The sequence below is a fragment of the Sphingobacterium sp. 18053 genome (assembly GCF_902706145.1).
Lineage (GTDB): Bacteria > Bacteroidota > Bacteroidia > Sphingobacteriales > Sphingobacteriaceae > Sphingobacterium > Sphingobacterium paramultivorum.
Genome location: NZ_CACSJW010000001.1, coordinates 658,704 through 681,912, shown reverse-complemented (window position 1 = coordinate 681,912; position 23,209 = coordinate 658,704). Strand labels below are relative to the sequence as shown.

22 protein-coding genes are annotated in these 23,209 nt (G+C 39.0%); 13 read left to right on the top strand and 9 right to left on the bottom strand.

Annotated features, from left to right (window positions below):
- The first annotated feature begins 158 nt into the window (after positions 1–158).
- From GVK91_RS03125 to GVK91_RS03100, 6 genes are all read left to right on the top strand, one after another.
- Positions 159–992, top strand: a complete 834-nt coding sequence (locus GVK91_RS03125; protein ID WP_159726861.1) for a phosphatase PAP2 family protein — start codon at positions 159–161, stop codon at positions 990–992.
- On the top strand, positions 979–2,499 hold the full coding sequence (gene eptA / locus GVK91_RS03120) for a phosphoethanolamine--lipid A transferase EptA (protein WP_159726859.1): 1,521 nt from the start codon (positions 979–981) through the stop codon (positions 2,497–2,499). Before GVK91_RS03125 ends, eptA begins: the two co-directional genes overlap by 14 nt.
- 39 nt (positions 2,500–2,538) lie before the next feature.
- On the top strand, positions 2,539–3,393 hold the full coding sequence (locus GVK91_RS03115) for a helix-turn-helix domain-containing protein (RefSeq protein WP_159726856.1): 855 nt from the start codon (positions 2,539–2,541) through the stop codon (positions 3,391–3,393).
- Between the two features lie 96 nt (positions 3,394–3,489).
- Complete coding sequence (locus GVK91_RS03110; RefSeq protein WP_153845918.1) at positions 3,490–4,140, top strand: HD domain-containing protein; 651 nt, start codon at positions 3,490–3,492, stop codon at positions 4,138–4,140.
- A 321-nt stretch (positions 4,141–4,461) separates the two neighbouring features.
- A complete protein-coding gene (locus tag GVK91_RS03105) occupies positions 4,462–5,265 on the top strand; it encodes a class D beta-lactamase (RefSeq protein ID WP_194932868.1) in 804 nt (267 codons plus the stop codon).
- 51 nt (positions 5,266–5,316) lie between these two features.
- Complete coding sequence (locus GVK91_RS03100) at positions 5,317–5,934, top strand: trans-aconitate 2-methyltransferase (protein WP_153845920.1); 618 nt, start codon at positions 5,317–5,319, stop codon at positions 5,932–5,934.
- Positions 5,935–6,006: 72 nt separating this feature from the next.
- On the opposite strand, the gene GVK91_RS03095 is transcribed toward GVK91_RS03100, so the two are convergent.
- Entirely contained in the window at positions 6,007–6,348 is a 342-nt protein-coding gene (locus GVK91_RS03095) for a helix-turn-helix domain-containing protein (RefSeq protein ID WP_153845921.1), read from the bottom strand.
- A 93-nt stretch (positions 6,349–6,441) separates the two neighbouring features.
- Here GVK91_RS03095 and GVK91_RS03090 point away from each other — a divergent pair, with 93 nt between their 5' ends.
- Together GVK91_RS03090 and GVK91_RS03085 are read left to right on the top strand one after the other, a co-directional pair.
- Entirely contained in the window at positions 6,442–7,077 is a 636-nt protein-coding gene (locus GVK91_RS03090; protein WP_153845922.1) for a peroxiredoxin-like family protein, read from the top strand.
- The gene (locus GVK91_RS03085) at positions 7,074–7,877 is read left to right on the top strand and encodes a DNA alkylation repair protein (protein WP_159726854.1); all 804 of its coding nucleotides are present in this window, start codon (positions 7,074–7,076) and stop codon (positions 7,875–7,877) included. The genes GVK91_RS03090 and GVK91_RS03085 overlap by 4 nt, the downstream gene beginning before the upstream one ends.
- Positions 7,878–8,092: 215 nt before the next feature.
- Here the strand turns inward: GVK91_RS03085 and GVK91_RS03080 are convergent, their stop codons facing one another.
- From GVK91_RS03080 to GVK91_RS03070, 3 genes are all read right to left on the bottom strand, one after another.
- Positions 8,093–9,244 carry an efflux RND transporter periplasmic adaptor subunit gene (locus tag GVK91_RS03080; protein WP_153845924.1) on the bottom strand — a complete coding sequence of 384 codons (1,152 nt, stop codon included), beginning with the start codon at positions 9,242–9,244 and terminating at the stop codon, positions 8,093–8,095.
- Positions 9,237–13,634, bottom strand: coding sequence for a CusA/CzcA family heavy metal efflux RND transporter (locus tag GVK91_RS03075; protein WP_159726852.1), 4,398 nt, complete (start codon positions 13,632–13,634; stop codon positions 9,237–9,239). The genes GVK91_RS03080 and GVK91_RS03075 overlap by 8 nt, the downstream gene beginning before the upstream one ends.
- A gap of 107 nt (positions 13,635–13,741) precedes the next feature.
- Entirely contained in the window at positions 13,742–14,119 is a 378-nt protein-coding gene (locus GVK91_RS03070) for a hypothetical protein (protein WP_153845926.1), read from the bottom strand.
- A gap of 609 nt (positions 14,120–14,728) precedes the next feature.
- On the opposite strand from GVK91_RS03070, the gene GVK91_RS03065 reads away from it, so the two are divergent.
- On the top strand, positions 14,729–15,202 hold the full coding sequence (locus GVK91_RS03065) for a hypothetical protein (protein ID WP_159726850.1): 474 nt from the start codon (positions 14,729–14,731) through the stop codon (positions 15,200–15,202).
- 12 nt (positions 15,203–15,214) lie between these two features.
- Here the strand turns inward: GVK91_RS03065 and GVK91_RS03060 are convergent, their stop codons facing one another.
- Complete coding sequence (locus GVK91_RS03060) at positions 15,215–15,748, bottom strand: O-acetyl-ADP-ribose deacetylase (RefSeq protein WP_159726848.1); 534 nt, start codon at positions 15,746–15,748, stop codon at positions 15,215–15,217.
- A 286-nt stretch (positions 15,749–16,034) separates the two neighbouring features.
- Between GVK91_RS03060 and GVK91_RS03055 the strand changes: the two genes are divergently transcribed.
- Entirely contained in the window at positions 16,035–16,427 is a 393-nt protein-coding gene (locus GVK91_RS03055; RefSeq protein WP_159726846.1) for a DoxX family protein, read from the top strand.
- Between the two features lie 75 nt (positions 16,428–16,502).
- Here GVK91_RS03055 and GVK91_RS03050 read toward each other — a convergent pair whose 3' ends face one another.
- Positions 16,503–17,687, bottom strand: coding sequence for a metallophosphoesterase (locus GVK91_RS03050; protein ID WP_159726844.1), 1,185 nt, complete (start codon positions 17,685–17,687; stop codon positions 16,503–16,505).
- Between the two features lie 363 nt (positions 17,688–18,050).
- Between GVK91_RS03050 and GVK91_RS03045 the strand changes: the two genes are divergently transcribed.
- Positions 18,051–18,404, top strand: a complete 354-nt coding sequence (locus GVK91_RS03045; protein WP_046676278.1) for a helix-turn-helix domain-containing protein — start codon at positions 18,051–18,053, stop codon at positions 18,402–18,404.
- Between the two features lie 78 nt (positions 18,405–18,482).
- Here the strand turns inward: GVK91_RS03045 and GVK91_RS03040 are convergent, their stop codons facing one another.
- From GVK91_RS03040 to GVK91_RS03030, 3 genes are all read right to left on the bottom strand, one after another.
- A complete protein-coding gene (locus GVK91_RS03040) occupies positions 18,483–19,673 on the bottom strand; it encodes a hypothetical protein (RefSeq protein ID WP_159726842.1) in 1,191 nt (396 codons plus the stop codon).
- 94 nt (positions 19,674–19,767) lie between these two features.
- On the bottom strand, positions 19,768–20,949 hold the full coding sequence (locus tag GVK91_RS03035; protein WP_159726840.1) for a glycosyltransferase: 1,182 nt from the start codon (positions 20,947–20,949) through the stop codon (positions 19,768–19,770).
- 298 nt (positions 20,950–21,247) lie between these two features.
- A complete protein-coding gene (locus tag GVK91_RS03030) occupies positions 21,248–21,724 on the bottom strand; it encodes a hypothetical protein (RefSeq protein ID WP_159726838.1) in 477 nt (158 codons plus the stop codon).
- A 229-nt stretch (positions 21,725–21,953) separates the two neighbouring features.
- On the opposite strand from GVK91_RS03030, the gene xth reads away from it, so the two are divergent.
- Positions 21,954–22,739, top strand: a complete 786-nt coding sequence (gene xth / locus GVK91_RS03025) for an exodeoxyribonuclease III (RefSeq protein ID WP_159726836.1) — start codon at positions 21,954–21,956, stop codon at positions 22,737–22,739.
- Positions 22,732–23,199 carry an NUDIX domain-containing protein gene (locus GVK91_RS03020; RefSeq protein ID WP_159726834.1) on the top strand — a complete coding sequence of 156 codons (468 nt, stop codon included), beginning with the start codon at positions 22,732–22,734 and terminating at the stop codon, positions 23,197–23,199. Before xth ends, GVK91_RS03020 begins: the two co-directional genes overlap by 8 nt.
- The last annotated feature ends 10 nt before the right edge of the window (positions 23,200–23,209 follow it).

Sequence of the window (23,209 nt, the reverse complement as noted above, 5' to 3'; positions counted from 1 at the left end):
TACGTTGAATATCGGTTTCCTTTTATGATAAAGCTTTTTTTGAGGAGCAAGTGAATCAATAATGGGCACGGAATAAGAAAACCTACCCTGCATTTGTAAATTCTAAATTTCTACAGAATTCGTTCCGTTCTTTACGCGTTTAAAAAGACGCGTGCGAGATGAATATTAATTCGGCGATAATCCATAATTATGCTAGGCTTAGAAAATCGTTGTTCTTTCTACCTATAATTCTGCTAGTTCTGCTCATTCTATTTCTTTATTTTAATCATGCATTGAATGTATATGGCTATACCGTCATTCAGAAGAGTAGCTTTTTCGCGATAAATGCTTATCTGGGGCGATATCCAAATCTTGAGTCCAATTTTACACAGTTTGGAGATTGTTTAATCAGTCTCTCGCTTTTGAGTGTCTTTCTGCGCTATGGTCCTAAATTATGGGAGGCGTTAATATCAGCATCTCTAATTTCTGCCTTCTTTTCGATCCTTTTAAAAGTACTATTTGCTGTGCCACGACCCGCAGCAGTATTTAATCATACTAGTTTTTTGATTACCGGTAAGATGCTTCTGGGGAACAATAGCTTGCCTTCTGGCCATTCCATCACGATATTTACAACGTTGACCGTTATCATGTATGCTTTTATGCCGCAACGATTGAGTTATAAAATAATGTGGTTTTTAGGTTTAACATTTATTGGGTTAATGCTTGCTTTATCTCGCGTCGCATTGGGGGCACACTATCCATTAGACGTGGTCTGTGGCTGTATTATTGGATATCTTTCGGGGCTGTTCGGAATTTTTTTTAGCAGGGAATTTAAAACATGGAATTGGGTCAACAACAAACGGTATTATCCAATTTTCATATTATTGTTCCTCGTTTTCAGTATTGTATTGATCAATAGAATAATTAATGATAATTTGCTAATATTTTATTTTACATTTATCTGCTTAATTAGTGCACTTTATAAAATTATTACGGTTTATGCTAAAAAATAGCTTAAAATTAATTCATTTTGTCCTTTTCATGAGTGTGTTGAATTTTATATTCTTCCATTTTCCATTTTATACTTTTGTTTTTAATAATGTTGATTACAGCAGCTTTGGGGGTATTGTTCTGATCGGTAGTTTAATGGTTCTGATGCTGGTGATGAATGCTTTTGTACTTTATCTATTTTTTTCGGCGTCACGTCGCTTCGGGAAATCCATACTTGTTTTGTTCTTTCTGATCAATTCAGTCGCCGTTTATTTTGTTAACACCTATAGCGTTATTTTGGATGAAACAATGATCGGTAATATCTTGAATACCCGATATTCCGAGTCCAGCGGTTTCTTTTCCCTGAAACTGATCGTCTATCTCGTGTTTCTCGGTATTATACCCAGTATCTTCATCATTAAAGCTAAAATAATAAAGGATAAACCAAGGAAATTTTTTATCACTTCCTCACTTTCGTTATTATTTATCGTTATTTTAATATTTGCCAATGCGACTAATTGGTTGTGGATCGATAAGAATTCGAAGACTTTGGGTGCACTTGCCATGCCTTGGTCTTATACCGTCAATATTTCGCGCTTTTATATTCATGAATATCAAAAAAATAAGAAAGAGATTTTATTGCCGGATGCGACGATAACTGACCACAAAAAGACAGTAGTTGTACTTGTTATAGGTGAATCTGCTCGAAGAGATAATTTTTCGTTGTATGGCTATCAGAAGAATACAAATCCTCTGCTTTCCAAAACACCCAATCTTTATCATTTTGACGCAACTTCTTGCTCTACCTATACGACAGCTGGAGTAAAATGTATTTTGGAACATAAAAATACGGATGATTTGTACGAAATCCTGCCAAATTACCTCTATAGAAATGATGTCGATGTGATCTGGCGAACAAGTAATTGGGGGGAGCCACCTGTACATATTAAAGAATATGAAACGAATGATCAACTTGCTACAAACTGTAAAGGTGAAGGATGTGCTTACGATGAGGTACTTTTAACAGGTCTAAAGGAGCGGATATCATCCAGTAAAAAAGACAAGATTTTTGTTGTGCTCCACACAAGTACAAGCCATGGACCAACATATAGCAAGAAATATCCCGCTCAATTCGAGCAGTTTAAGCCGGTCTGCAATAGTGTTGAATTAGGGAACTGTTCTAAAGAAGAATTGATAAATGCTTATGATAACACCGTTGTTTATACAGATTATATTTTGCATAATCTGATTGAGGATCTAAAGCAATTGAAGGAATATAACAGTGCCATGTTGTTCGTCTCGGATCATGGAGAATCACTGGGTGAAAATAACCTGTATATGCACGGACTGCCGATGAGCATTGCACCAAAAGAGCAATACGAGATTCCTTTTATTGTCTGGGTGTCTGATCATTCAAAACAGTTGAAACCAAATAAAACCTTGACCCAAAATCATGTATTTCATAGTGTGCTGAAATTTCTGGATATGAAGAGCCCTATCTATGACGAGAATATGGATATTTTCAAATAGCGAGCAAAAGAGATTGTCAAGGTTTATTGATTTTACAGTATGAAATCAGCTAAGAAGATTATAATCGAACCTGTAATAGATGATTCTTTTTCTATAAGTCGGATAGATCACCACCTTAACGATCATGAAACATTTAATAGACTGACCTATCATCGTATTTTTTTTGTCGAAACCGGTGCTGGCTATCTTTCTATTGATAATAATGTATTTGAGCTACATGACAATAGCATTTTTCTCTTATCCAAGGGACAGATCTATGCTTTTTCAGATCAGACTTCGGTAATGGGTTTTTCCATTTCCTTTGGAGATTGTTTTTGGCAAAAGATACCTCCGAGCGCAAGTAACTGTAAAGCTGTATTGTTCAATAACACCAGTGCAAATCCATATCTGAAGCCTAATACTACCGAAGTAGTAGAGCTGTTATTTCTATTTAATGCACTGTTGTCGGAATATTGTGGTCCCCAGTATATCAATCAGATGGATGCTCTTGCGGCGTTTTTGAAAATTATTATGATTAAACTTGCGAACGTTAAACTGACCGCGGAAGCAACTTTCGATAGTCAGGATTACATCTTGTATCGCAAATTTATGGAAATGCTCAGTGCACAGTTTGATCAATATCATGCCGTGTCGGATTATGCCAAAATGCTTCATATTTCAGCACGAAGATTAAGCGAACTTTGTAAACGATGTAGCGGGATTAAGGCGAAGGAGATCATTAATGGGCAGCTCATAGCAGAAGCGAAACGATTGCTGCAGTTTAGTGCGATAACAGTGAAAGAAATCGCCTATTCACTTAATTTTAATTCGGCGGAACAATTTAGTCATTTTTTTAAAAAGAATACAAAACTGTCTCCCCTGAACTACCGTAATCAATTTGTTGATGCAGATTGAAAGTTGCACACGGTAAATTTTGACATTTCAAACGTACTTATTGCTATTCCTATGGGGCTGTTACCATCATAACTTTGTCCTAAATATCTTAAAGTTATGGCAGTAAATCATCTAAAAAAAGTGGCCGGCATTGTTATTCCGGACAGTAAAATCGCAACGCAAGCGACAGCATTACTATTGGAACATGGTACTGAATTTATCTACAACCATTCGTTGCGTGTCTTCCTATTTTCATCTTTGAATGCAAAACGCAAAAATTTGGTCTACGACAGTGAATTGTTGTATGTAGCTTCCTTATTTCATGATTTGGGCTTAGTATCGCATTACAGCAGTGCAGATCTTCGTTTTGAAGTGGATGGCGCTAACGCCGCCCGAGACTTTCTAAAAAGCCATGGTGTAGAGTCGACGAAATTACAGCTCGTATGGGATACCATAGCACTCCATACAAGCATAGGAATTGCTGAACACAAAGAAAATGAAGTTGCCCTGATGTACTCGGGCGTTGGGCTTGATGTGATGGGAGAGGGTTATGCGCATTTAAGTGCCAAAAATAGAGAAGAGATTGTTCAAGCCTTTCCTAGGGATAATTTTAAAAAGAAAATTATTCCGACTTTTTTTGAAGGTTTTGAGCATAAGACAGAAACCACATTTGGCAATATAAAGGCAGATGTGTGCGCTTTTATGATCCCTAATTTTGAGCGAAAGAACTTTTGCGATTGTATTCTTCATTCGCCTTGGTCTGAATAGTAAGTCTAAGTCCGAGGACTGAATAACAGGCTCGGATCACATAGCTTTCGGGGCTATCTTGCTTTAGCAATAGTCCCGATCTATTTTCTCCTATTCAATACTATTGCAATAATCGATGACTGACTTCTAACCGAGCTAAAGCACATTTTGTATGTCTATCATTTATTGGAATTTGAAATTCGTTAAATTAATGTCTTAACTTTATAAAGACTCTAGTATAGTTTTCAAGTTTCAATTTGTATAATGGCTTTTTAATGGTATCAACGTATGGTTTTAAATAGTATTTATCGGATGGTTTTCAAATCGCTTTTGTTTATAACAATGACGGTGATTTCGTTTGACTTGTTGGCCCAAGCTCGAAATCCTGAGAAGAAGATCATTAGATCTGACTTTCAAAAATATTTTGATGAGTGTCATGTTAAGGGCGCTGTTGCACTTTATGACAATAACAAAAGAGCTTGGATTTTGTCCGATACATCGGACACACAAGTTGCAACATTACCTGCGTCAACTTTTAAGATTATAAATATGTTGATTGCCTTGGAAACGAAGACGATCAAAGATGAAAATAGCATTGTTCCATGGCCAGGATCAACAGATACCTTAAAATATGGCTACCGACCAGATATTTATAAAAATATCAGTGTAAAAGAAGCATTTGCGGTGTCTGCAGGTTGGGCCTTTATCGAGTTAGCGAAGAAAATTGATCGTTCTGTCTATCAGAAGTATCTCAAAGCTTGTAACTACGGGAATGTGGACCTTTCCGAATCAGGTCCCGACTTCTGGAATTTTGGTCCAATGGGCATCTCACCAATTAATCAGGTTGAATTTTTGAAAAAGCTTTATGATGGAGATTTGCCATTTTCAAAAAGAAATATGGATATTGTCAAAGGTGTCATGATTTCGGAACAAAACGCGGACTATACGGTTCGGTCTAAAACGGGCTGGACAATGGCCAATCAGATCAACACCGGATGGTGGATAGGCTATGTTGAACAAAAGGAAAATGTTTATTTCTTTGCAACGCGACTTATTCAGGACCGGAAGTTCAACAGCCCTGATTTCTCGAGCTGCCGCAAGGCGATTACACGGAAAATTTTTAGGGATCTAAAGATTTTGCCCTAAAACCAAGGTTGATCGTTATCAGTCAATAAATTTTATCAGGACAATAGACAGATGGAAAATTTCAATCGAAAAAAGCATTGGGAAGAGATATACGAAAATAAGCCGCTGGAATCAGTTAGCTGGTATCAGCCTACCCCAGAAGTATCACTACATTTTATAAATCAATCTAGTCTTCCAAAAAAGGCTAAAATTATTGATATAGGTGGTGGTGACAGTTTCCTGGTTGATTTCTTATTAAAAGCAGGATTTGAAGATATTACTGTATTGGATATTTCCAGCGCTGCCATTGAAAGAGCGCAGAAGCGATTAGGGGATCAAGCGACTAAAGTCAAATGGATTGTTTCAGATATCTTGGACTTCGTTCCCGATACACCATATGATTTTTGGCATGATCGGGCCACATTTCATTTTTTGACTGTTCGCCAGGAGATTGAACGCTACATCGAAATCGCAGATCAAGCAATTGCAGTGGGAGGTATTTTGGTTGTTGGAACCTTTTCTGAACAGGGACCAACGAAATGCAGTGGCATTACAATTAAACAATATTCAGCACAATCGATAAGCGATTTGTTCCAGACATATTTTAGGAAAATTGAATGTATAGATATTGACCATATAACACCCTTCGACACGAAACAGCGTTTTGTGTTTTGCAGTTTTCGCAAATAGCTGTTATAGCAGGGTCGAATACTTCTCTCGTAAATTGAGCATCGCTGTGTCGATCGAATCTGCCCGTTTGTGCTAACTTTTATTGGAATTTTCCAATAAAAGTTCTCCCCAAGCATTCAATTTCCAGAGTACTTCCATCAAACTTTTCCCTAAGGGGGTCAATGAATACTCCACTCTTGGAGGAAGCTCATGGAAAGATTGTTTGGTTAGAATGCCATCATTGACCATTTCACCCAATTGTTGGTTTAGCACTCGTCTATCAACTTTTGCAATACCACGAAGCATTTCACTTGGGCGTTTTTCCCCTTCATTGATACGCCATACAATCGGAATTTTCCATTTCCCACTAATCGCATTGACGGCAAATTCCAATGGACATATTTTTTGTTTTATTGCTTTCTCTGTTATACGCATAAAATTGACTTTTTTGTCCCATAGGGATAATAAAATGCGGTATTGTGATTGTGCATTTACTTTTAAAACTTTGCAGAAATAACATACAGCATCATGAAAAATTTAGAATACGAAATTGCTAAATTAAATGCGAATTTAGCAACTCTTCCTCTCGAAATAAAGGAAATATTTGGCAGATCGATTCAGGATCTACAGTCTGGGGATCTAACCGAAAAGAGCCCGCAGATAGGGGACAAGTTCCCTGATTTTAGTTTGGTGAATTCGAAGCGTGAAGAAATTGAGCTGGGAAAACTTCTGAACAAAGGAAAAGTCATTGTGGCCTTTTTCCGCGGTAGCTGGTGTCCCTACTGTAATCTCGAGTTAAGAGCTTTACAACAGAATTTGACTCATTTTACTGCTGTTGAAGCCACTCTTCTTGCAATTTCGCCACAAGTGCCTAAATTTAGCGAAGCACTTCTGAAGGACAACAATTTGGATTTCGAGTTGTTGTTTGACGAAGATAATACTTTGGCAATCAGTGTTGGCATCTCATTTGAACTTCAGGATTATGCCATTTCAAGCTATGAGCGCTTGGGAATCAATTTGTCCGCCTACAATGGTAATGACAGCAACATACTGCCGGTCCCTGCTGTTTTTGTGATCGATCCTGATTATACGATATCTTATCGATTTATGGATGTCAACTATATGAATAGGCTTAATATTGAAGAGTTAATAGCACAGCTATGAGTAAAATACAACGTAAAGGAGCAAGACGGATAGCGGATATTTCGATAGATTGCCTGGCCAGTCTGAACCGCGGAGAAATTGAAACTGCAAATCTTATGGAGTGGCTCGCTGTTGACCAACGGTTTTTACTCGAGCATATCCTTCAGCAAAATGGGCGCATTCATTACTTGAAACCAATCTTGGTACTGCTCGATCAGTTACAGAAACCGACGGTAAATTCCATCAATGAAACGATCGGGCGGGCGCTGCTCGATCTGATCACACAATATCGTGATAATACCTTCCTGACAATACTATCCAATCATGCTGCAGATCTCGTGCGTTGCTGGGCAACCTACACGGTCGGAGATGAAAAGCAGCTTGAAATTGAGAAATTACTGTTGTCAATGCGTCCTTTTGCCGCAGATCGGCATTTTGGGGTGCGAGAAATCAGCTGGATGGCGATACGTAATAGGATAGCTTTGGACTTGGAAAGGAGTATTGCCGGTCTGAGTCTATGGACGATTGAGAAGGATGAAAATTTGAGACGTTTTGCTTCGGAGGCAACCCGACCGAGAGGCGTATGGTGTAAGCACATCGATCGCTTGAAGCAGGAGCCAAGTCTAGCCTTGTCTATTTTAGAACCGCTAAAATCTGACCCTTCAAAATATGTTCAGGATAGTGTTGGAAATTGGCTGAATGACGCAAGCAAAAGCCAACCCGGTTTTGTTAGGGCACTTTGTAATCGCTGGGAACAGGAAAGCGATACCAAGGAAACGCAATACATCATTCGAAAAGCACTTCGAACTATCCTGAAATAAATATGTCCGGTAGTTATCGAACAAAAAATGATGATCGCCCGCTTGAGCGACATTTGACCTCAGTTTAGGGCAATAAATCTGAGTTTGCGTACTTTAACTAAAGCAGTTTAGATGGGTGATCGGCTTATTCGAAATTAAAAGCCGCCATTCATTGTTCTTAAAAGGACCATAAATGGCGGCTATCACTTGAAATGATTTATTCGATACGTATGATTTTACTCTTCCTTATTCTGTGCTTTCATTAGTAACGCGAAAGCATTTTTTAGTGCTAATTGTGTGTTCGGTTGAATGTTATCGGCCTGAATCTGCTGTTTTCCGTTCTCTTGGATACCTAATTTTACTTCATTCATTTGAAATGAACCAGCGCTATGTTGCACAAATACAAAATATTTATTTTGCCAACGTACGATAGCCTCTTCTGGTACAACCATTGCCTTGGTATTATTGATATGAAGATCGGCATTCATGAACATCCCTGGAGTCAAAATAGCATCGGATTTTTGAAAACGGCATAACACTTCGGCCATTCTATTTTCATCAAAAGTACGGTTGACAAGAAAGACCGTTGCCGGAATTTTTCGAGAGACTTCCGTATTGGTATACGCAGAAACAGTATTTCCTATCTTGACTTTAGCCAGATCTTTTTCGAACAGCTGTAGGGAAAGATACATGTCTGATGGATTAACAATCTCAAATAGGATATCTGTGGGAGCGGTGTATTTCCCAACACTGACATTCACTTTGGTGATAAAACCATTCGTTGGAGACAATATAGGAACTTCTTTTTTGATACTTGTCGTCGTCAGTTTCTTCGGCTCGATTCCGATAAGACGCAGTTTTTCCGCCAATGAGTGAATTAGTATACGTTCACGGTCCATATCTGCTTTGGCCTGCTGGAACACCTTGTCGCTGCTTGCCTTGCTTTGATTGAGCTCGTATTGTCTTTTATATTCTGTTTCGGCGAGCACATAATTTGTCTGTGCAGTCAAATAGTCCTGTTGGAGCTGGATAAACTGCATATCTTCGATAGTTGCCAATACCTGACCTTTTCGCACGGGTTTTCCAGGGAGCATAGTCGTCGATTTAATATAGCCACCAATGGGAAAACTTAGGCTCACAGTGCTTTCCGGCGCAACAGCGACATCGCCCTGTAATGTAATTTTGCCACTGACATTTTCGATTGTAGGGGGTCCGATGACAATACCGGCTGCTGCAATCTGTTTGGGTTCAAGTTGAACACTTTGCGCTACAGGTGTAGAATCTGCCACGGGCGCTGGCTTGTTATTTTCGGTGTTTTCTCCTTGAGCACAGGCAACGAAGGAAAAAAGGATCAAACTGTATACTGTGTTTTTTAACGATTTATTCATTGTATAACTTACTTAATTGGATGGCTGCTTGATTGTAACTGTTTAATGTATTGATGTATTCGCTTTGTATGCCAATGGCTTGGTTGACAAGAATGACCCATTGTAGGTAGTCTATTTCGCCATTGACGAATTGTTTGTCGGCTGTTACAAAAATTGTATCTGCATGCTTTAATCCACGATCTTCATAATATTTTAGTACTTCTTTAAACTTCTCAACCTGCTCGATGGCATTGTTTGATTCTGTCTTCAATTCACTTTTTACGTATTCAAGTTCTTTCAACTGACCTTTCCATGCGAGTTTTGCCGCGTTTATTCGATTGGACTGCGCTCCAAAAAATAGGGGTACACTGATGCCGGCGCTGAAGTAGCTCAAACGGTCGGACGAACGGTACAATACCTCCTGACCACGGAAGGTTTGTACCCCCTGCAACGTTTGACTATTATATCCTATTGTGATTTCAGGAAGCAACTTTGAACGCTCCAATTGCCATTGAGCATGTGCTGTCTGTGTCTGAAGTTGCGCAATCTTATAGGCCGGAAGTGCTTCAGCCTGACTGGATAAGTCCGGGTGAATCGACATAACTTCTTGATATTTAATTGTGTCGGAGGCCGGGATGTAACGAATGCTGTCCTGCAATAAGAAATTGAATCTGTTCAGGATGATGTTCATATCTTTTTGAAGCAGCTTTAATTGATTATTGATTTCTTGACGCTGTGTTTGGGCTGCGGTTTGCTCCAGGATATTTGCTGCGCCAACTTCAAAGCGTTTGCTTGTCTTTGCTTCAAAAATACGATACAGACTATCTGCGCGTAACAAGAGCTCCTTTCGTTTGCCCATTGCCAGATAATCGAAATACAGACTCTTAACGGCGGTTCGAATCTCCAGGAGATTAAACTTGGTAGATTCACGCGCCAAAGAGAGCTCGTTTTGTAAGACTGCTGTCTGTTTTTTATAAACAGCAGGAAAACTAACCGTTTGGCTGATACCGATGCGATTATCGGTATACGCACTATTCACATGACCGTAATCGCCTGAAATAGCTAATTTAGAAGGGTCGAATCCGGTTTTGGCCAATTTTTCCTTAGCTTGTTCATTGATCCTGAGCTGTTGGATACGCGGACTATTATGCTCTGCCCGCTGTATGGCCTGCGCTAGAGATATATGCTGTGTGCTGTTGATCGTTTGTGCCGAAATCTGAGCGTCCTGAAAAAAGGAACAAGACAATAGAACCAAAAGGACTATTTTGGTTACAGCCGAATTTGGTTTGCTAAGGGCTTTGTTTTTTTTATTAAACAACAGATATAATGCGGGCAAAACAAAGAGGGTTAGGAATGTTGCTGAGATTAAACCGCCAATAACAACCGTTGCCAGTGGACGTTGTACTTCAGCACCTGCACCATTGCTCAATGCCATTGGTAAAAATCCCAAGGACGCTACGGCGGCGGTCATCAGTACCGGTCGGAGACGATTGCGAGTGCCCACCATAATCAGTTCCTGCATGTCGGTAATAATTCCTTCCTTTTTTATACGGTTAAACTCCGAGATCAAGACAATGCCATTTAAAACGGCAACACCAAATAGGGCAATGAAACCAATGCCTGCCGAGATACTAAAGGGCATCCCCCGAAGTGCCAGGGCAAAAACACCTCCGATCGCCGACAGGGGAATTGCAGTGTAGATCAAGGCGCCATCTTTTAACGACGAAAATGCAAAGTAAAGCATACCAAAGATTAAAAGCAGGGCAATGGGCACAGCAATGCTCAAGCGGGCCTTGGCCTGTTGCAGATTTTCAAATGTACCACCATAAGTCAATGTGTAGCCTGTATCCATTTTAAGCTGCGCAGCAACCTTTTGCTGCAGTTCCTCCACGATGCTTTGCACATCACGCCCCCTGACATTGAAGCCCACGATAATACGGCGCCGCGCATTTTCCCGCTGGATCTGATTAGGGCCCTCTACTTCATCAATATGTGCAATCTGGCTAAGTGGAATCTGTATCCCTTTGGCGGTCGTTACTTGTAGATTCCTGACATCTTCAATATTACGGCGACCTTCATTACCTACGCGCACAACAAGATCGAAGCTTTTTTCACCTTCATAAATCTTGCCTGCGGAAGCTCCTGCAAAAGCCGAATTAACAGTACGATTGATGGAAGCGATATCGAGACCATATTTTGCTATCTCATCCCGGTTGTAGTCTATGACAATCTGGGGCATTCCTGTGACTGATTCGATGTACCAGTCTGCAGTTCCTTTTACTGTCTTTGCAATATCGCCCAATTGCTGCGCATAGTTTGCCAGTTTATCGAGATCTTCTCCATAAATCTTGCACACGACATCTTGTTTTGCTCCAGTCATTAATTCATTAAAACGCATTTGTACAGGAAATTGAAAGCCTGTCGTTATCCCAGGCATAACTTCCTGTGCTGTTGCCGACATTTTACCTGCCAACTCCACAAATGATTTAGCATTTTTCCATTCCGACTTTGGTTTTAAGACAATGATCATATCACCACCTTCAATAGGCATTGGATCTGTTGGTATTTCTGCGCTTCCGATCCGCGACACGATTTTTTCAACTTCAGGATAACGATTTTTTAAGGCTTCTGAAACCCGATCAATTGCATTTATCGTTGTCGAGAGATTGGTACCAACGAGCAGCCTTGTCTCTACAGCAAAGTCACCTTCCTCCAGTTGGGGTATAAATTCACCCCCCATTTTTGAAAATACAACGATTGAAATAGCGAAAAGTGCAATTGTGATGGCAACGAGTATTTTACGGATAGCAAGTGCACCAGTGAGTGCATTTTGATAACCCCGTTCGAGACGGGTCATAATCCGATCCGAAATATTGGGTTTATGATTGAGCTTCTTGCTCACCACCAGTGAGCTTATCATTGGGACATAAGTCAAAGATAGAATGAAAGCGCCTAAAATAGCGAATGCTACCGTTTGAGCCATCGGTTTAAACATTTTCCCTTCGATTCCAGTAAGCGAAAGAATAGGCAAGTAGACAATCAAGATAATAATTTGTCCAAAAACTGCGGCATTCATCATTCTGGAGGCTGAAGAAGTCACTTCCTGGTCCATTTCCTGTTGGGATAAACTGTCGATGCCCTTATATTTTTTTGAAAAATGAATATGGTGTAAGATGGCTTCAACAATGATAACAGCACCATCAACAATTAAACCAAAGTCCAGTGCTCCTAAGCTCATTAGGTTGCCGCTGACGCCAAATGTGTTCATCATGCTGATGGCAAAGAGTAGGGATAGCGGGATGACCGAAGCAACAATTAAACCTGCCCTCAGATTACCTAGGAACAGCACAAGAACCAGTATGACTATGAGAGCTCCTTCCAAGAGATTGTGTTCTACGGTTCCAATGGCGTTGTTTACCATTTTCGTGCGGTCGAGGAAGGGCTCGATAAGGACTCCTTTGGGAAGTGTTTTCTGAATTTGATCGACTTTATCTTTGACGATTTTGATCACATCCGAAGAGTTTCCACCTTTGAGCATCATGACAATACCACCGCAGACCTCGCCTTGTCCTGCCATAGTTAGTGCGCCATAACGGATCGCTGAGCCCAACCTGACTTCGGCAACGTGATGGATGAGGATCGGTACGCCACCATTATCTTTGACCACAATTTTATTGATGTCGGCTATGGATTTTGTCAAGCCAACACTTCGGATATATAATACTGCGGGGCCTTTTTCGATATAGGCTCCGCCTGTATTCTGGTTGTTGTTTTCGAGTGCCGTAAAGATGTCGCTGATGCTGATATTCAAGGCTTTCAGCTTGGATGGGTTTACTGCAACCTCATATTGTTTGAGTTCTCCACCAAATGTAGCAACATCTGCAACTCCGGGAGTTCCGAGAAGTTGACGGCGTACGGTCCAGTCCTGAATGGTGCGCAAGTCTGCTAGCGAATAGGTCTGTTCATAACCTTTTTGAGGTTTGAGGACATATTGGTAGATTTCACCAAGTCCTGTAGTGACGGGAGCGAGTGTAGGAGCACTTGCATTTTCGTTTATTTCAATTTGTGCGAGACGCTCTGTGACTTGCTGTCTCGCCCAGTAGATATCGGTGCCATCTTCAAATACGATGGTTATTAACGATAGACCGAACCGCGACATACTTCGGCTTTCCTTGATTTCGGGAACATTGCTGACAGCCAATTCCACGGGAAAGGTGATAAGGCGCTCAACGTCTTCGGCTCCAAGGGAGGGCGCGGTTGTGATAACTTGAACTTGATTGTTCGTAATATCTGGTACGGCATCGATAGGCAACTTGGTCAATTGGTAGATGCCATAGCCGACCCATACCAATATAAAAAGACCAATTGCCAGTTTGTTTCGAACTGAGAATTGTATTATTCTATTAAGCATTTTAGTAAAATCTAAATTATAAGAAATCGTGCAAACCTTATTTTGGGACAAAAAAAGATCTGCAACTTGAAAAATCAGGTTGTTTTAACATGCTGATTTAATATAAATTAGACTTGAGGCGGACGGAATAATGCGGAAATATACGATCGGGAATAATTATTCGGTTTAGGCAAACCAAAAGCACTATCCACTGCGACTTGATGCGGTCTAACATAATGAATCTTATGGTTGGACACAAAGACAAATGAAAATGCTGTTAGATCGTATTTTTTGAAGGGTAGTTTCATGTCTTCCTGCTCATCGTTGTCAGGAAGATCCTGGCCCCAATAATGCATGGAAAGAAATTCCACAAAGGTTATGGGCGGACCTATCTCATTATGGATTGTAAAATGCTGATACAGCTTGGGCAGTTTCGCCAGCTGGGACAGCATCGTTGATTCTCCAATGACCAAAAATAGAAATATGTAAAGAAAAAATCTTTTCACCCCTGTAAAAATACAGTTGTTCAATCAATTTCGCAACAAAACTATAACTTATTATGCAGATCGATCGGGCAGGGGAAGCTTTCTTTGAAACGATACCATAACGAGCCGATTTCAGACGGCCAAGTATTAATCCAAGTATTAATCTATGTGAGCCAATCGGGTACTGTTTTACTGTTTTGTGCGTTTTTGTGGCTTTGTTGCAATCGTTTGTGCGTTATAGTATTTAAATGACCGTCGAACAATATTCAAGCTGTGTTTGGGTATTGTTCAATATGACGTAATGGGGAGACAGCTTCATGATTGCTTCTTGCAAAAAAAAGGTTACCCAGATATTGGATAACCAATGTTTTAAACATATACTGGTAGGGTGTTTATTTTTTTAAATATCGTGAATTCTAATGACTTATAAAGAAATTTTAAAAAGATGGCCATATCTGTTTGTTTACTTCCTTTTTGTTCTGACTAATTTGTATCTTAATAAACTGTATAGCCATCCGCAATCTCATGTTTTAAGGCCTTAAATTGGGGTATTAACTTGTTGGTCATATTGGCTTCGAAACTTTGTCAAAGGAATATTGCTGCAGTTTAAAAATAAGGAGAAAATACGAAATGAAAAAAATTATCGTCATTGCTGTCTACTGTGTTGTATTGTTTATGTCGTGTAACAATAGGGATGAAGATAGGGGAAATGATAAGGTTGCTGAAGTATCTCAAAACGGAATAGCCTCGGTCGTAAAATCATATTTTCTCTATCATGAAATAAGAAATGTAGACTATGCTATCTATATCAATGACGTATTGGCAGGACAATCGCATGAAAATGATGGTATTCCGGGCCCCTATAAGCTGAATCAGTATATAACTTCATCAGGAAAGCAAATTGTGAAAATGATCATATCTGCCAACAGTCGAGAAAGAGAGATCACTCCAGAAATATTGGGAGAAATCAGTAAGAACACGGGTATATATTTGCTTTTAAATAAAGATTTTGAGAATATTAAGGAGCTCAAAAAACTGCAATTTCCAAACATCGAAAAGTCTGTTCCTTCCTATGAATGTATATGGGAATTTGAAACGGATTAGGATAATTTTCCCCTAGGCTTGCATTACTAGTTGATTGACCAGCCGGAAGTTATCATCGTCAAAACATACTATTTTGACTTGCGTAAGTGTTGTATCCGCCATCAGAAACTGCGTAATGACGCGGATGGATATTTGAGCAGCTAGTTCTTTCGGGAATCTGTAAATCCCTGTACTGATATTGGGAAAGGCTATCGAACGGCAACCATTTTCTGCAGCTAATCTGAGTGCATTATAATAGCAGCTTTCTAATTTTTCAATTTCGTGATTTTTCCCTCCATTCCACACAGGGCCAACTGTATGAATTACATATTTAGCGGCTAGTTTGCCTGCAGTTGTGATTACGGCTTCACCTACTTTGCAGCCTCCTTGTTTAGCCAGAATGTTACGGCAACCTTCCAGAATTTCCGGTCCGCCGGCGCGATGAATAGCCCCATCAACACCTCCACCTCCAAGTAACGATGTGTTGGCAGCATTTATAATAACATCGACTGTAATTTTTGTTATATCGCCCTTTACTACGGTTATTTTATCGGTATTATGTGACATAAGATTAATCTTAATTCAAAGATATGAAAAATAAAATAGCAGGTCTAACCAGAGTATTAGGGGGATAGTTATTGAAGTTAATGTCTCAGATAAAAAAAAATGAAATAAAATATTGTGTAGTTAAATAGCTACGCTTATATTTATAGTCAAATAACTACATAATAAGGAGCGGCCGGTAAAAGACCCAGCTTATTTTAGGAAATAAGAATAAGACCAAGTGTTGAAGATAAGAGAGGTGACTATTAACGTGAAGTAATTAACAGTATAATAAGTAAATCATAGCATTATGAAAAGAAATAGGATAATTTATTGGATAGCAACCGTATGGTTGGCTGTAGGATTATTGTCAACTGCTATCATACAGATTTTTAAAATTCAAACGGAAGGAGCAGGTGGGATACAAAATATGACTCATTTGGGATATCCTAGTTATATACTTCCTTTACTTGGGATCTGGAAGCTTTTAGCCGTGGTTGCCTTGCTTTGGCCCAAAAGGCCTCTCTGGAAAGAATGGGCATATGCGGGTATTTTCTTTACAGCTACTGGTGCTTTGTATTCACATATTGCATCGGGAGATTCTTTCGCTTTAATGGCTCCGGCACTATTATATATTATTCTAATTGCTACTTCTTGGCATTTCAGACCAGTCGATAGAAAATTTGATTTGAAATCGTGTTGAAACCTATATTGAATTTAATGAGTTACCCGAAAATATGTACTGTATTACGGATCCATCAGGAACAGTATTAATGCTTTAACCTTTACTCTTCAGATGAAATATGGTGATTTCCGGTAGTATCCCAACTCGGCTTGGATAATCCAGATAACCGAATCCAACATTTACGTACAGTGCCTGATGCTTTTCACGGTACAGGCCGGCCCATTCACGGTAAGCATATTTCACTGGACTCCACTGATAATTCGGGTGGTTATAACCGAATTGTCCCCCATGTGTGTGTCCACTGAAAGTGACGTCGATTGTGGGATATTTGGGTATTATCTCCGCGCGCCAATGGGAGGGATCGTGTGAAAGCATTAAGTTGATGGGCGAAGATTTATCTACTTTAGACATGGCCAAATCGATATTCCCATAATTTTTGGGATTATTTGCCCCCCAATTTTCGACGCCTATAATGGTAATCTTTTCGTTATTCAGTATCAGTTCTTTCGATTCATTGAGAAGTAGTTGCCAGCCTAGTTGTTGATGAATGGATTTGAGATTTGAAAGATTTTGTTCCTTGGTCAAGTTCATTTGATCAAAGAAATGATATCTGTTAAAATGATAATCTCCATAATCGTGGTTTCCAAGTATAGAGAATGTTCCTAATGGAGCCTTCACTTTATCAAATATGGATAAATAATCCTCCATTTCGGTCGCAAAATCATTGATTAGATCCCCTGTAAAAAAGATGATGTCAGGCTTCTGTGCTAATAAGAGGTCGATCCCTTTTTTTACAGCAATTGAATTAAATAGACTACCTGCATGTATATCGGAAATTTGCGCTATAGTAATTCCTTCAAATGATTTCGGTAAATTAGGTAAGATTAAATCGAGGTGGTTGACCTGGTACTTATATAAATTGAAGGCAAATCCACGTGTAAGTGCAACGATAGGGACACTAGCTAGCAGGAGGCCGCTTTTGACTATAAAATCTGATCTTTTTATAGGGGGTAAATTTCCAGCCTGTTTTGGCGAAGATTTATTTTTTTTAAAACATTTGTTGATTATTTTGAACGTATATACAATAGTATCAATACCGATAAAGAAAAGACAGATTATCTTACCAAATAGCAACGAAAGCGGAAAAAACACGAAACAGGCAGATTCAAAACTAGTCCATTTAAAAAATAAATTAAGGAATATGCACAGATAGGAAAGTATACTGACAGACCACCAGACTATGTTTAGCAGCTTTGGATTGGATTTCCAAGTTGACAATGTCCGAATTCTTAAGAAGATTAAAAGATCTAAAAAAATGAATAGCATTAAAATTTTTAGATAGGCATAAAACTGTTGGAGCATATTCGAAGTCTAACTAATTTGGATCAGGCATATTTGGAATAAATAATTGGATTACAAAACCTAAAATAGGTGTTTTTTTTCGTAATCATAATTTCAGTATTAAATTATTTTCATAGATAAAGACTATTACGCTTTGGAGCCTATAACCTTATATTGCTTTGTGTCATAATATTGCTTTGTGTCATATTATTGACGAATGTGGTGTCACAGATGTAAGGTAGAAGTTTTAAATTTGTCCCTATTTGCAACGAATTGTACGCTATTAAGAAATTTTAAATCATGGGAAAACGAAAAGAAAATTCGACAAATAGGATTAATGAACAGTATATTATTGAATGTGATTTAGCATATGCTGTATGCAAAATCGGCGGCCGATGGAAGCTGCTGATACTTGCTAAATTGCAGCATGGAAAGTTGCGGTTTGGTGAAATTAAACAATTGATTACAGGGATTACCGATCGCATGCTCACCTTGCAGCTCAAAGAATTGGAAAAGCAAGGACTTGTTAAAAGGATTGCTTATGCAGAAGTGCCCCCCCGAGTGGAATATCAATTGACTGAAATTGCGGCAGAACTTATCCCTATTTGGTGTCAGTTGGAAAAATGGGGCGCCAAGCATAAAATGATAACGTAACGACAACGTTGTTTCCTGTAATTTTTTTATCAATACCTAAATCAAAAAAGATTATTATGGGCGCAATGGAAATTTACACTATGATTGTCTCTTAAAGATTTTTATTTCAGAAAATCGACCTTGTTTTAGATCCCAGGTATATTCGAAGGCAATGGAATAGCCTACAGATCTAATTTTCCACACCTGGTCTTTTTCATGGCCAACTATATAGTGCAAGAATCCCGACATTGCATTTTTTCCAATTTCTTCAATATCTTGATTAAAGGGGATAATGCTATTTGAAAATGAAAATAGCTGCTGTGCAGCTTCATCGGGTTGCAGCATATTGTTTTTTAAAGTTTGTGTCAATTGTATATTTTCATCGGAAGATAAATGTAATTCCTGCCAGTTCGCATCCAAATCGTTGCCTTTTTCTATATCCTTGAGTATTTCATTTTGAACTTTTATAAAACGGAGCTGATTTTTTAGGTAAAACGCCGATAATCGCTTATCAATAGTATCTTGCCAGTCTTGAGGACTGACTTGCTTTATACCTGTTGATAGATAGCTATTCCAGCGTATTTCATCCATTTCTTGATAGATTTTCTCTAATTCATTGGCTGTCTTCTGAATTACGAACGGGAACTGAAGTCGCAAATATTCCGCTTTATTGGGCAGCGTATATTCCGAATTATGGATAACCATAGTTTGTAGATCCAGGTTAAACCTAAGCATATAAAGCCTATTTACTAACCAAATTTGCCAAATATCCTCTTTTAATTGTTTAGCGAATACTTGATTTCCAAAGATATAAGCTATTGTAGATTCGTTTGTTCCTGTGTTCGATTGCTGATAAATCACAGGTTGAATAATTCCACTGATAAGTCGGCCTATTTCAAGAGGTCGATAACACTGTAGCAGGGTTACTGTCGTGAATTGTGGGGTTCCCAACATTTTTGATAGTTCCGCAGGAGGCTCGCTATCAAAAATAAATGTATTAAGTACTGATGGCGGAGCCTGTATTTTTTTAAAATATTTTTTGCGCAATCGTGTTAAGTCAGCATGCTCTTTATGAGCATACGCAACGATTGGGTTAAATAGTGCATTTTGTTGTTCTTTCGTTAAGGTAGAATCCGTTATTTTGCTTCCGATTTCAGTAATAAATTTCAAAAATTCTTTTTGCGTCCTTTCCTTTTGATCCCTCAGTTCGCGATCAAAAATCTGGCCCGTACAAGTGAGCGCCATCAATAATAAAAGAACTGTTGACAGCGCTATTTTCGAATATATCATGTGATGATGGATTTTATCTTAATGTTAGCGTACAAAGATCGTCTTTTTACTTAACATGCATATCATATAAAATGTTTATGCTTTTTCTATCATTTTACGCTTCCCTCTTTAGATCCATTGCAATATATTGTTCATAATCAATTAAAGATCTTACTGGAGTTGCTAGCCCTTGTAGAAGCTCCAGATACATTTTTGCCACATTTCCCCAAACTGTTTGTTCACCATAACTACGCGCTTTGAAACGATGCCAGGCTAGTAATCGATGTGATTGGTACAGCATTTTAATATTATCACGCATTGCGGCGATATCGTTGAATGGACTTAGGATACCACGTTCGTCTTTCAATAAATCTTTTGCATGCCAATATGGTGTCGAAATAACAGCTGCACCTGCACCTACAGCAAAAGATAAGGTCCCACTGCTGATTTGCTGTTCGTGTGGATAAGGAGACAGATAAATATCACAGGCTGTTAAATACTCCTTAAGCTCCTCATCCGTTAAGAATTTATCGATAAAAACAACCTTGTCCTGTAAACCAAGCTGATCGACTAAATTTTGGAGTTCAAAACGGTAAGATTCCCCTTCATGGGCCAGAACATTCGGATGTGTTTTTCCGATGATCAGGTATTTAAACCCTGGGAGCTCAACTTCCGACAAGGATTGAATGGCATATTCCAGTCCTTTACTTCTTCCGATGAGACCAAAAGTCATCATTACAAAATTGTGTTGAAGGTTTAATCTGTATTTGGCGAGTCCCTGATTGTAATCAAAATGTGGTACGCCATGTGGTATCACTTTAATTTTATCTGTATGGGTAGGGTCGAATTGCTCCTCTAATAATTCGATGCCTTTGGGTGACAAACTAACAACTGCCTGAGATTTCTTCAACAACAGCTCGGTGATTTCCTTCTGCTGCAATGATGGGGTTTGAAGAATGGTATGGAACACGGTTAGCAGGGGTATCTTTAGATTGTTGGCAATTTGTGTTATGAAAATGCCATCGGCTCCTCCAAATATTCCAAATTCATGCTGAATAATGCAATAATCATATTCTTCATTAATAATACGAGTTGCCTGATGATAACTATCTAGTCGATCCCGGTATATGACAAATCGTATCGATTGGTCGAAATCTTCCGAACCGAGTTTAGATACAGCGACGATATCGATTTGAACATTCGGATCGAGCTCCATTCCCTGCTTGAGATCTTTGGTAAATGTTGCAAGCCCACATTCTTGTGGAGGGCAAGTACTAATGATTGCTATTTTTTTCATATGACTTAATCCTCCTTTACAGCATTTTGTACGTCCTCAATTGGAAGATCTAGAATCGCCATTAACAATAAATAATAGCCTTTCTCTAGACCCATTTTTTTCGCTTTTTTATCGATATTTTCCATATTCAGTACTTTGTTTGAGTTTAAATTCTTTTGCTATAGTTGGATCAAAAGTTATACCCAAAGGACGTTGAAAAGCTTTAACCGTAGTTTTTGAAAGGAAATAACGTAGCTTAAGTGAGATGGTCCCGAAAAAAACAGGTCGATTACGTATTTATAGCGCTAAAGAACCTGATTTATTTTTCGACCTTCTCTTTTTTGCTTCGAGGAACAGGTGGTTTTACGCCAACTGCAGTGGTGGAACTTTTACTTTGAACATCTTTTACCTTAAGAGACTTACTTTCGATATCGTTGTGGTCTGTATTCGCTTGTTTGGCAACTGGCTTTTTTGTTGTATCAGCATTTCTATTTGCTGTACTTTTGGCGGGTACTGTGATTTTTTCTGCAGTATCATTTAGCGTAGGATCAACGGCCAGCTGATCAAGATCTTTCTTGGAGGAAGCCTTAGTCTTACTATCGATCTTTTTAAGTTCTCGATGGTTTAATTTCTTAATTTTCTTCTTTTTGATACCCTTGCTTAATAATTTAGCTGCTTTTTCTATGCGAGAGTTGAGTTTTTTGTCACTTAAATAATCTTTTAGGTACGTTAGTGAATCTTTTAGGTTAATGACAATGTCATTTCGAAAGACGTTTTTTGGGGATGTTTTTGCCATGATCTAATGCTTTATATATATGGTTATATAAATATAATATTAATTTAATGTTATTTAACCTATTTATGGAAGGTTTTAACGTGAATAGCGCCATTGGCCTGCAAGACAGGTGGAATAAAGGCCCCCTGCAGACTGGACTTGTTAAATTATAGTATTAAATTTTTCTGAGCAGTTCTCAAACAATTGAAAAGCTTCTTTGGTTGTCTATTTTAGTTAGAAGGACAATTTCATGAAAATAGCCACCTATAATATTAATGGCATCAACGCACGTCTTCCCGTGTTGTTACGTTGGTTAGCAGAAGAATCGCCTGATGTCGTATGTCTGCAGGAGTTGAAATCTCCGCAGGAACGTTTTCCATTGCAAGAAATTAATGACATCGGATATCATGCGGTTTGGCATGGTCAGAAAAGTTGGAACGGGGTTGCGGTACTTTCCAAATATGAGATCGAAGAAGTAGCTAGAGCACTTCCAGGCGATCCCGAAGATGTACAAAGCCGTTATTTGGAGGTTATGATCCAGCAAGTCGTGATTTGCTGTCTTTATCTGCCCAATGGCAATCCATTTCCGGGGCCCAAATTTGACTATAAGTTGAAGTGGATCGAGCGCTTAGCAAAGCGGGCCAAAACGCTGCTTAGTATGGATGTTCCAGCGATACTCATTGGGGATTTTAACATTATTCCAACAGAAATGGATACGTATAAACCTGAAAAATATGTCAACGATGCATTGTTTAGAAAGGAGGTGAAGGAGGCTTTCAGTCAACTTCTTGAAGAGGGCTGGCAGGATTCTATTCGTCAGCTTTTTCCAGATCAGCAGGTTTATACGTTCTGGGATTACTTTCGCCAGGCTTACAGTCGAAATGCTGGTTTACGTATAGACCATATCCTATTGAGCCCTTCAATTCAGGATCGTTTAATTGAAGGCGGAATTGATCGCGATGTGCGCGGATGGGAGAAGAGTAGCGATCATGCGCCTACATGGATTCGATTACGAAATATCAGCACGAATGGCTAAGAAGATAAATACCAGTGCGGGATTGTTATTGTATAAATTTCGGGCGTTAGAAATTTATTTTTTCTTAGTACATCCTGGAGGACCCTATTTTACTAAAAAAGATGAAGGCTCGTGGACAATCCCTAAAGGGGAAATCGATTTGAACGAAGATGAACTTGATGCGGCCAAAAGAGAGTTTATTGAAGAGACAGGCTATCTTCCCCGTGGAAATTTTATTGCGCTAAATGCTATTCAACAAAAAGGAGGCAAAATAGTTAAGTGCTGGGCAATTGAAGGAGATATAGATCCTGCTAGACTTGTAAGCAATACCTTTGAAATGGAATGGCCGCCGAAATCAGGGAAAATGCAAACTTATCCTGAAATAGATCGTGGCGATTGGTTTACATTTACGGAAGCCAGGAAGAAAATAAACGAACGACAGATTTCTTTTCTGGAGCAAGTTATTGTTCATGGGAAATGATTGCTTATTT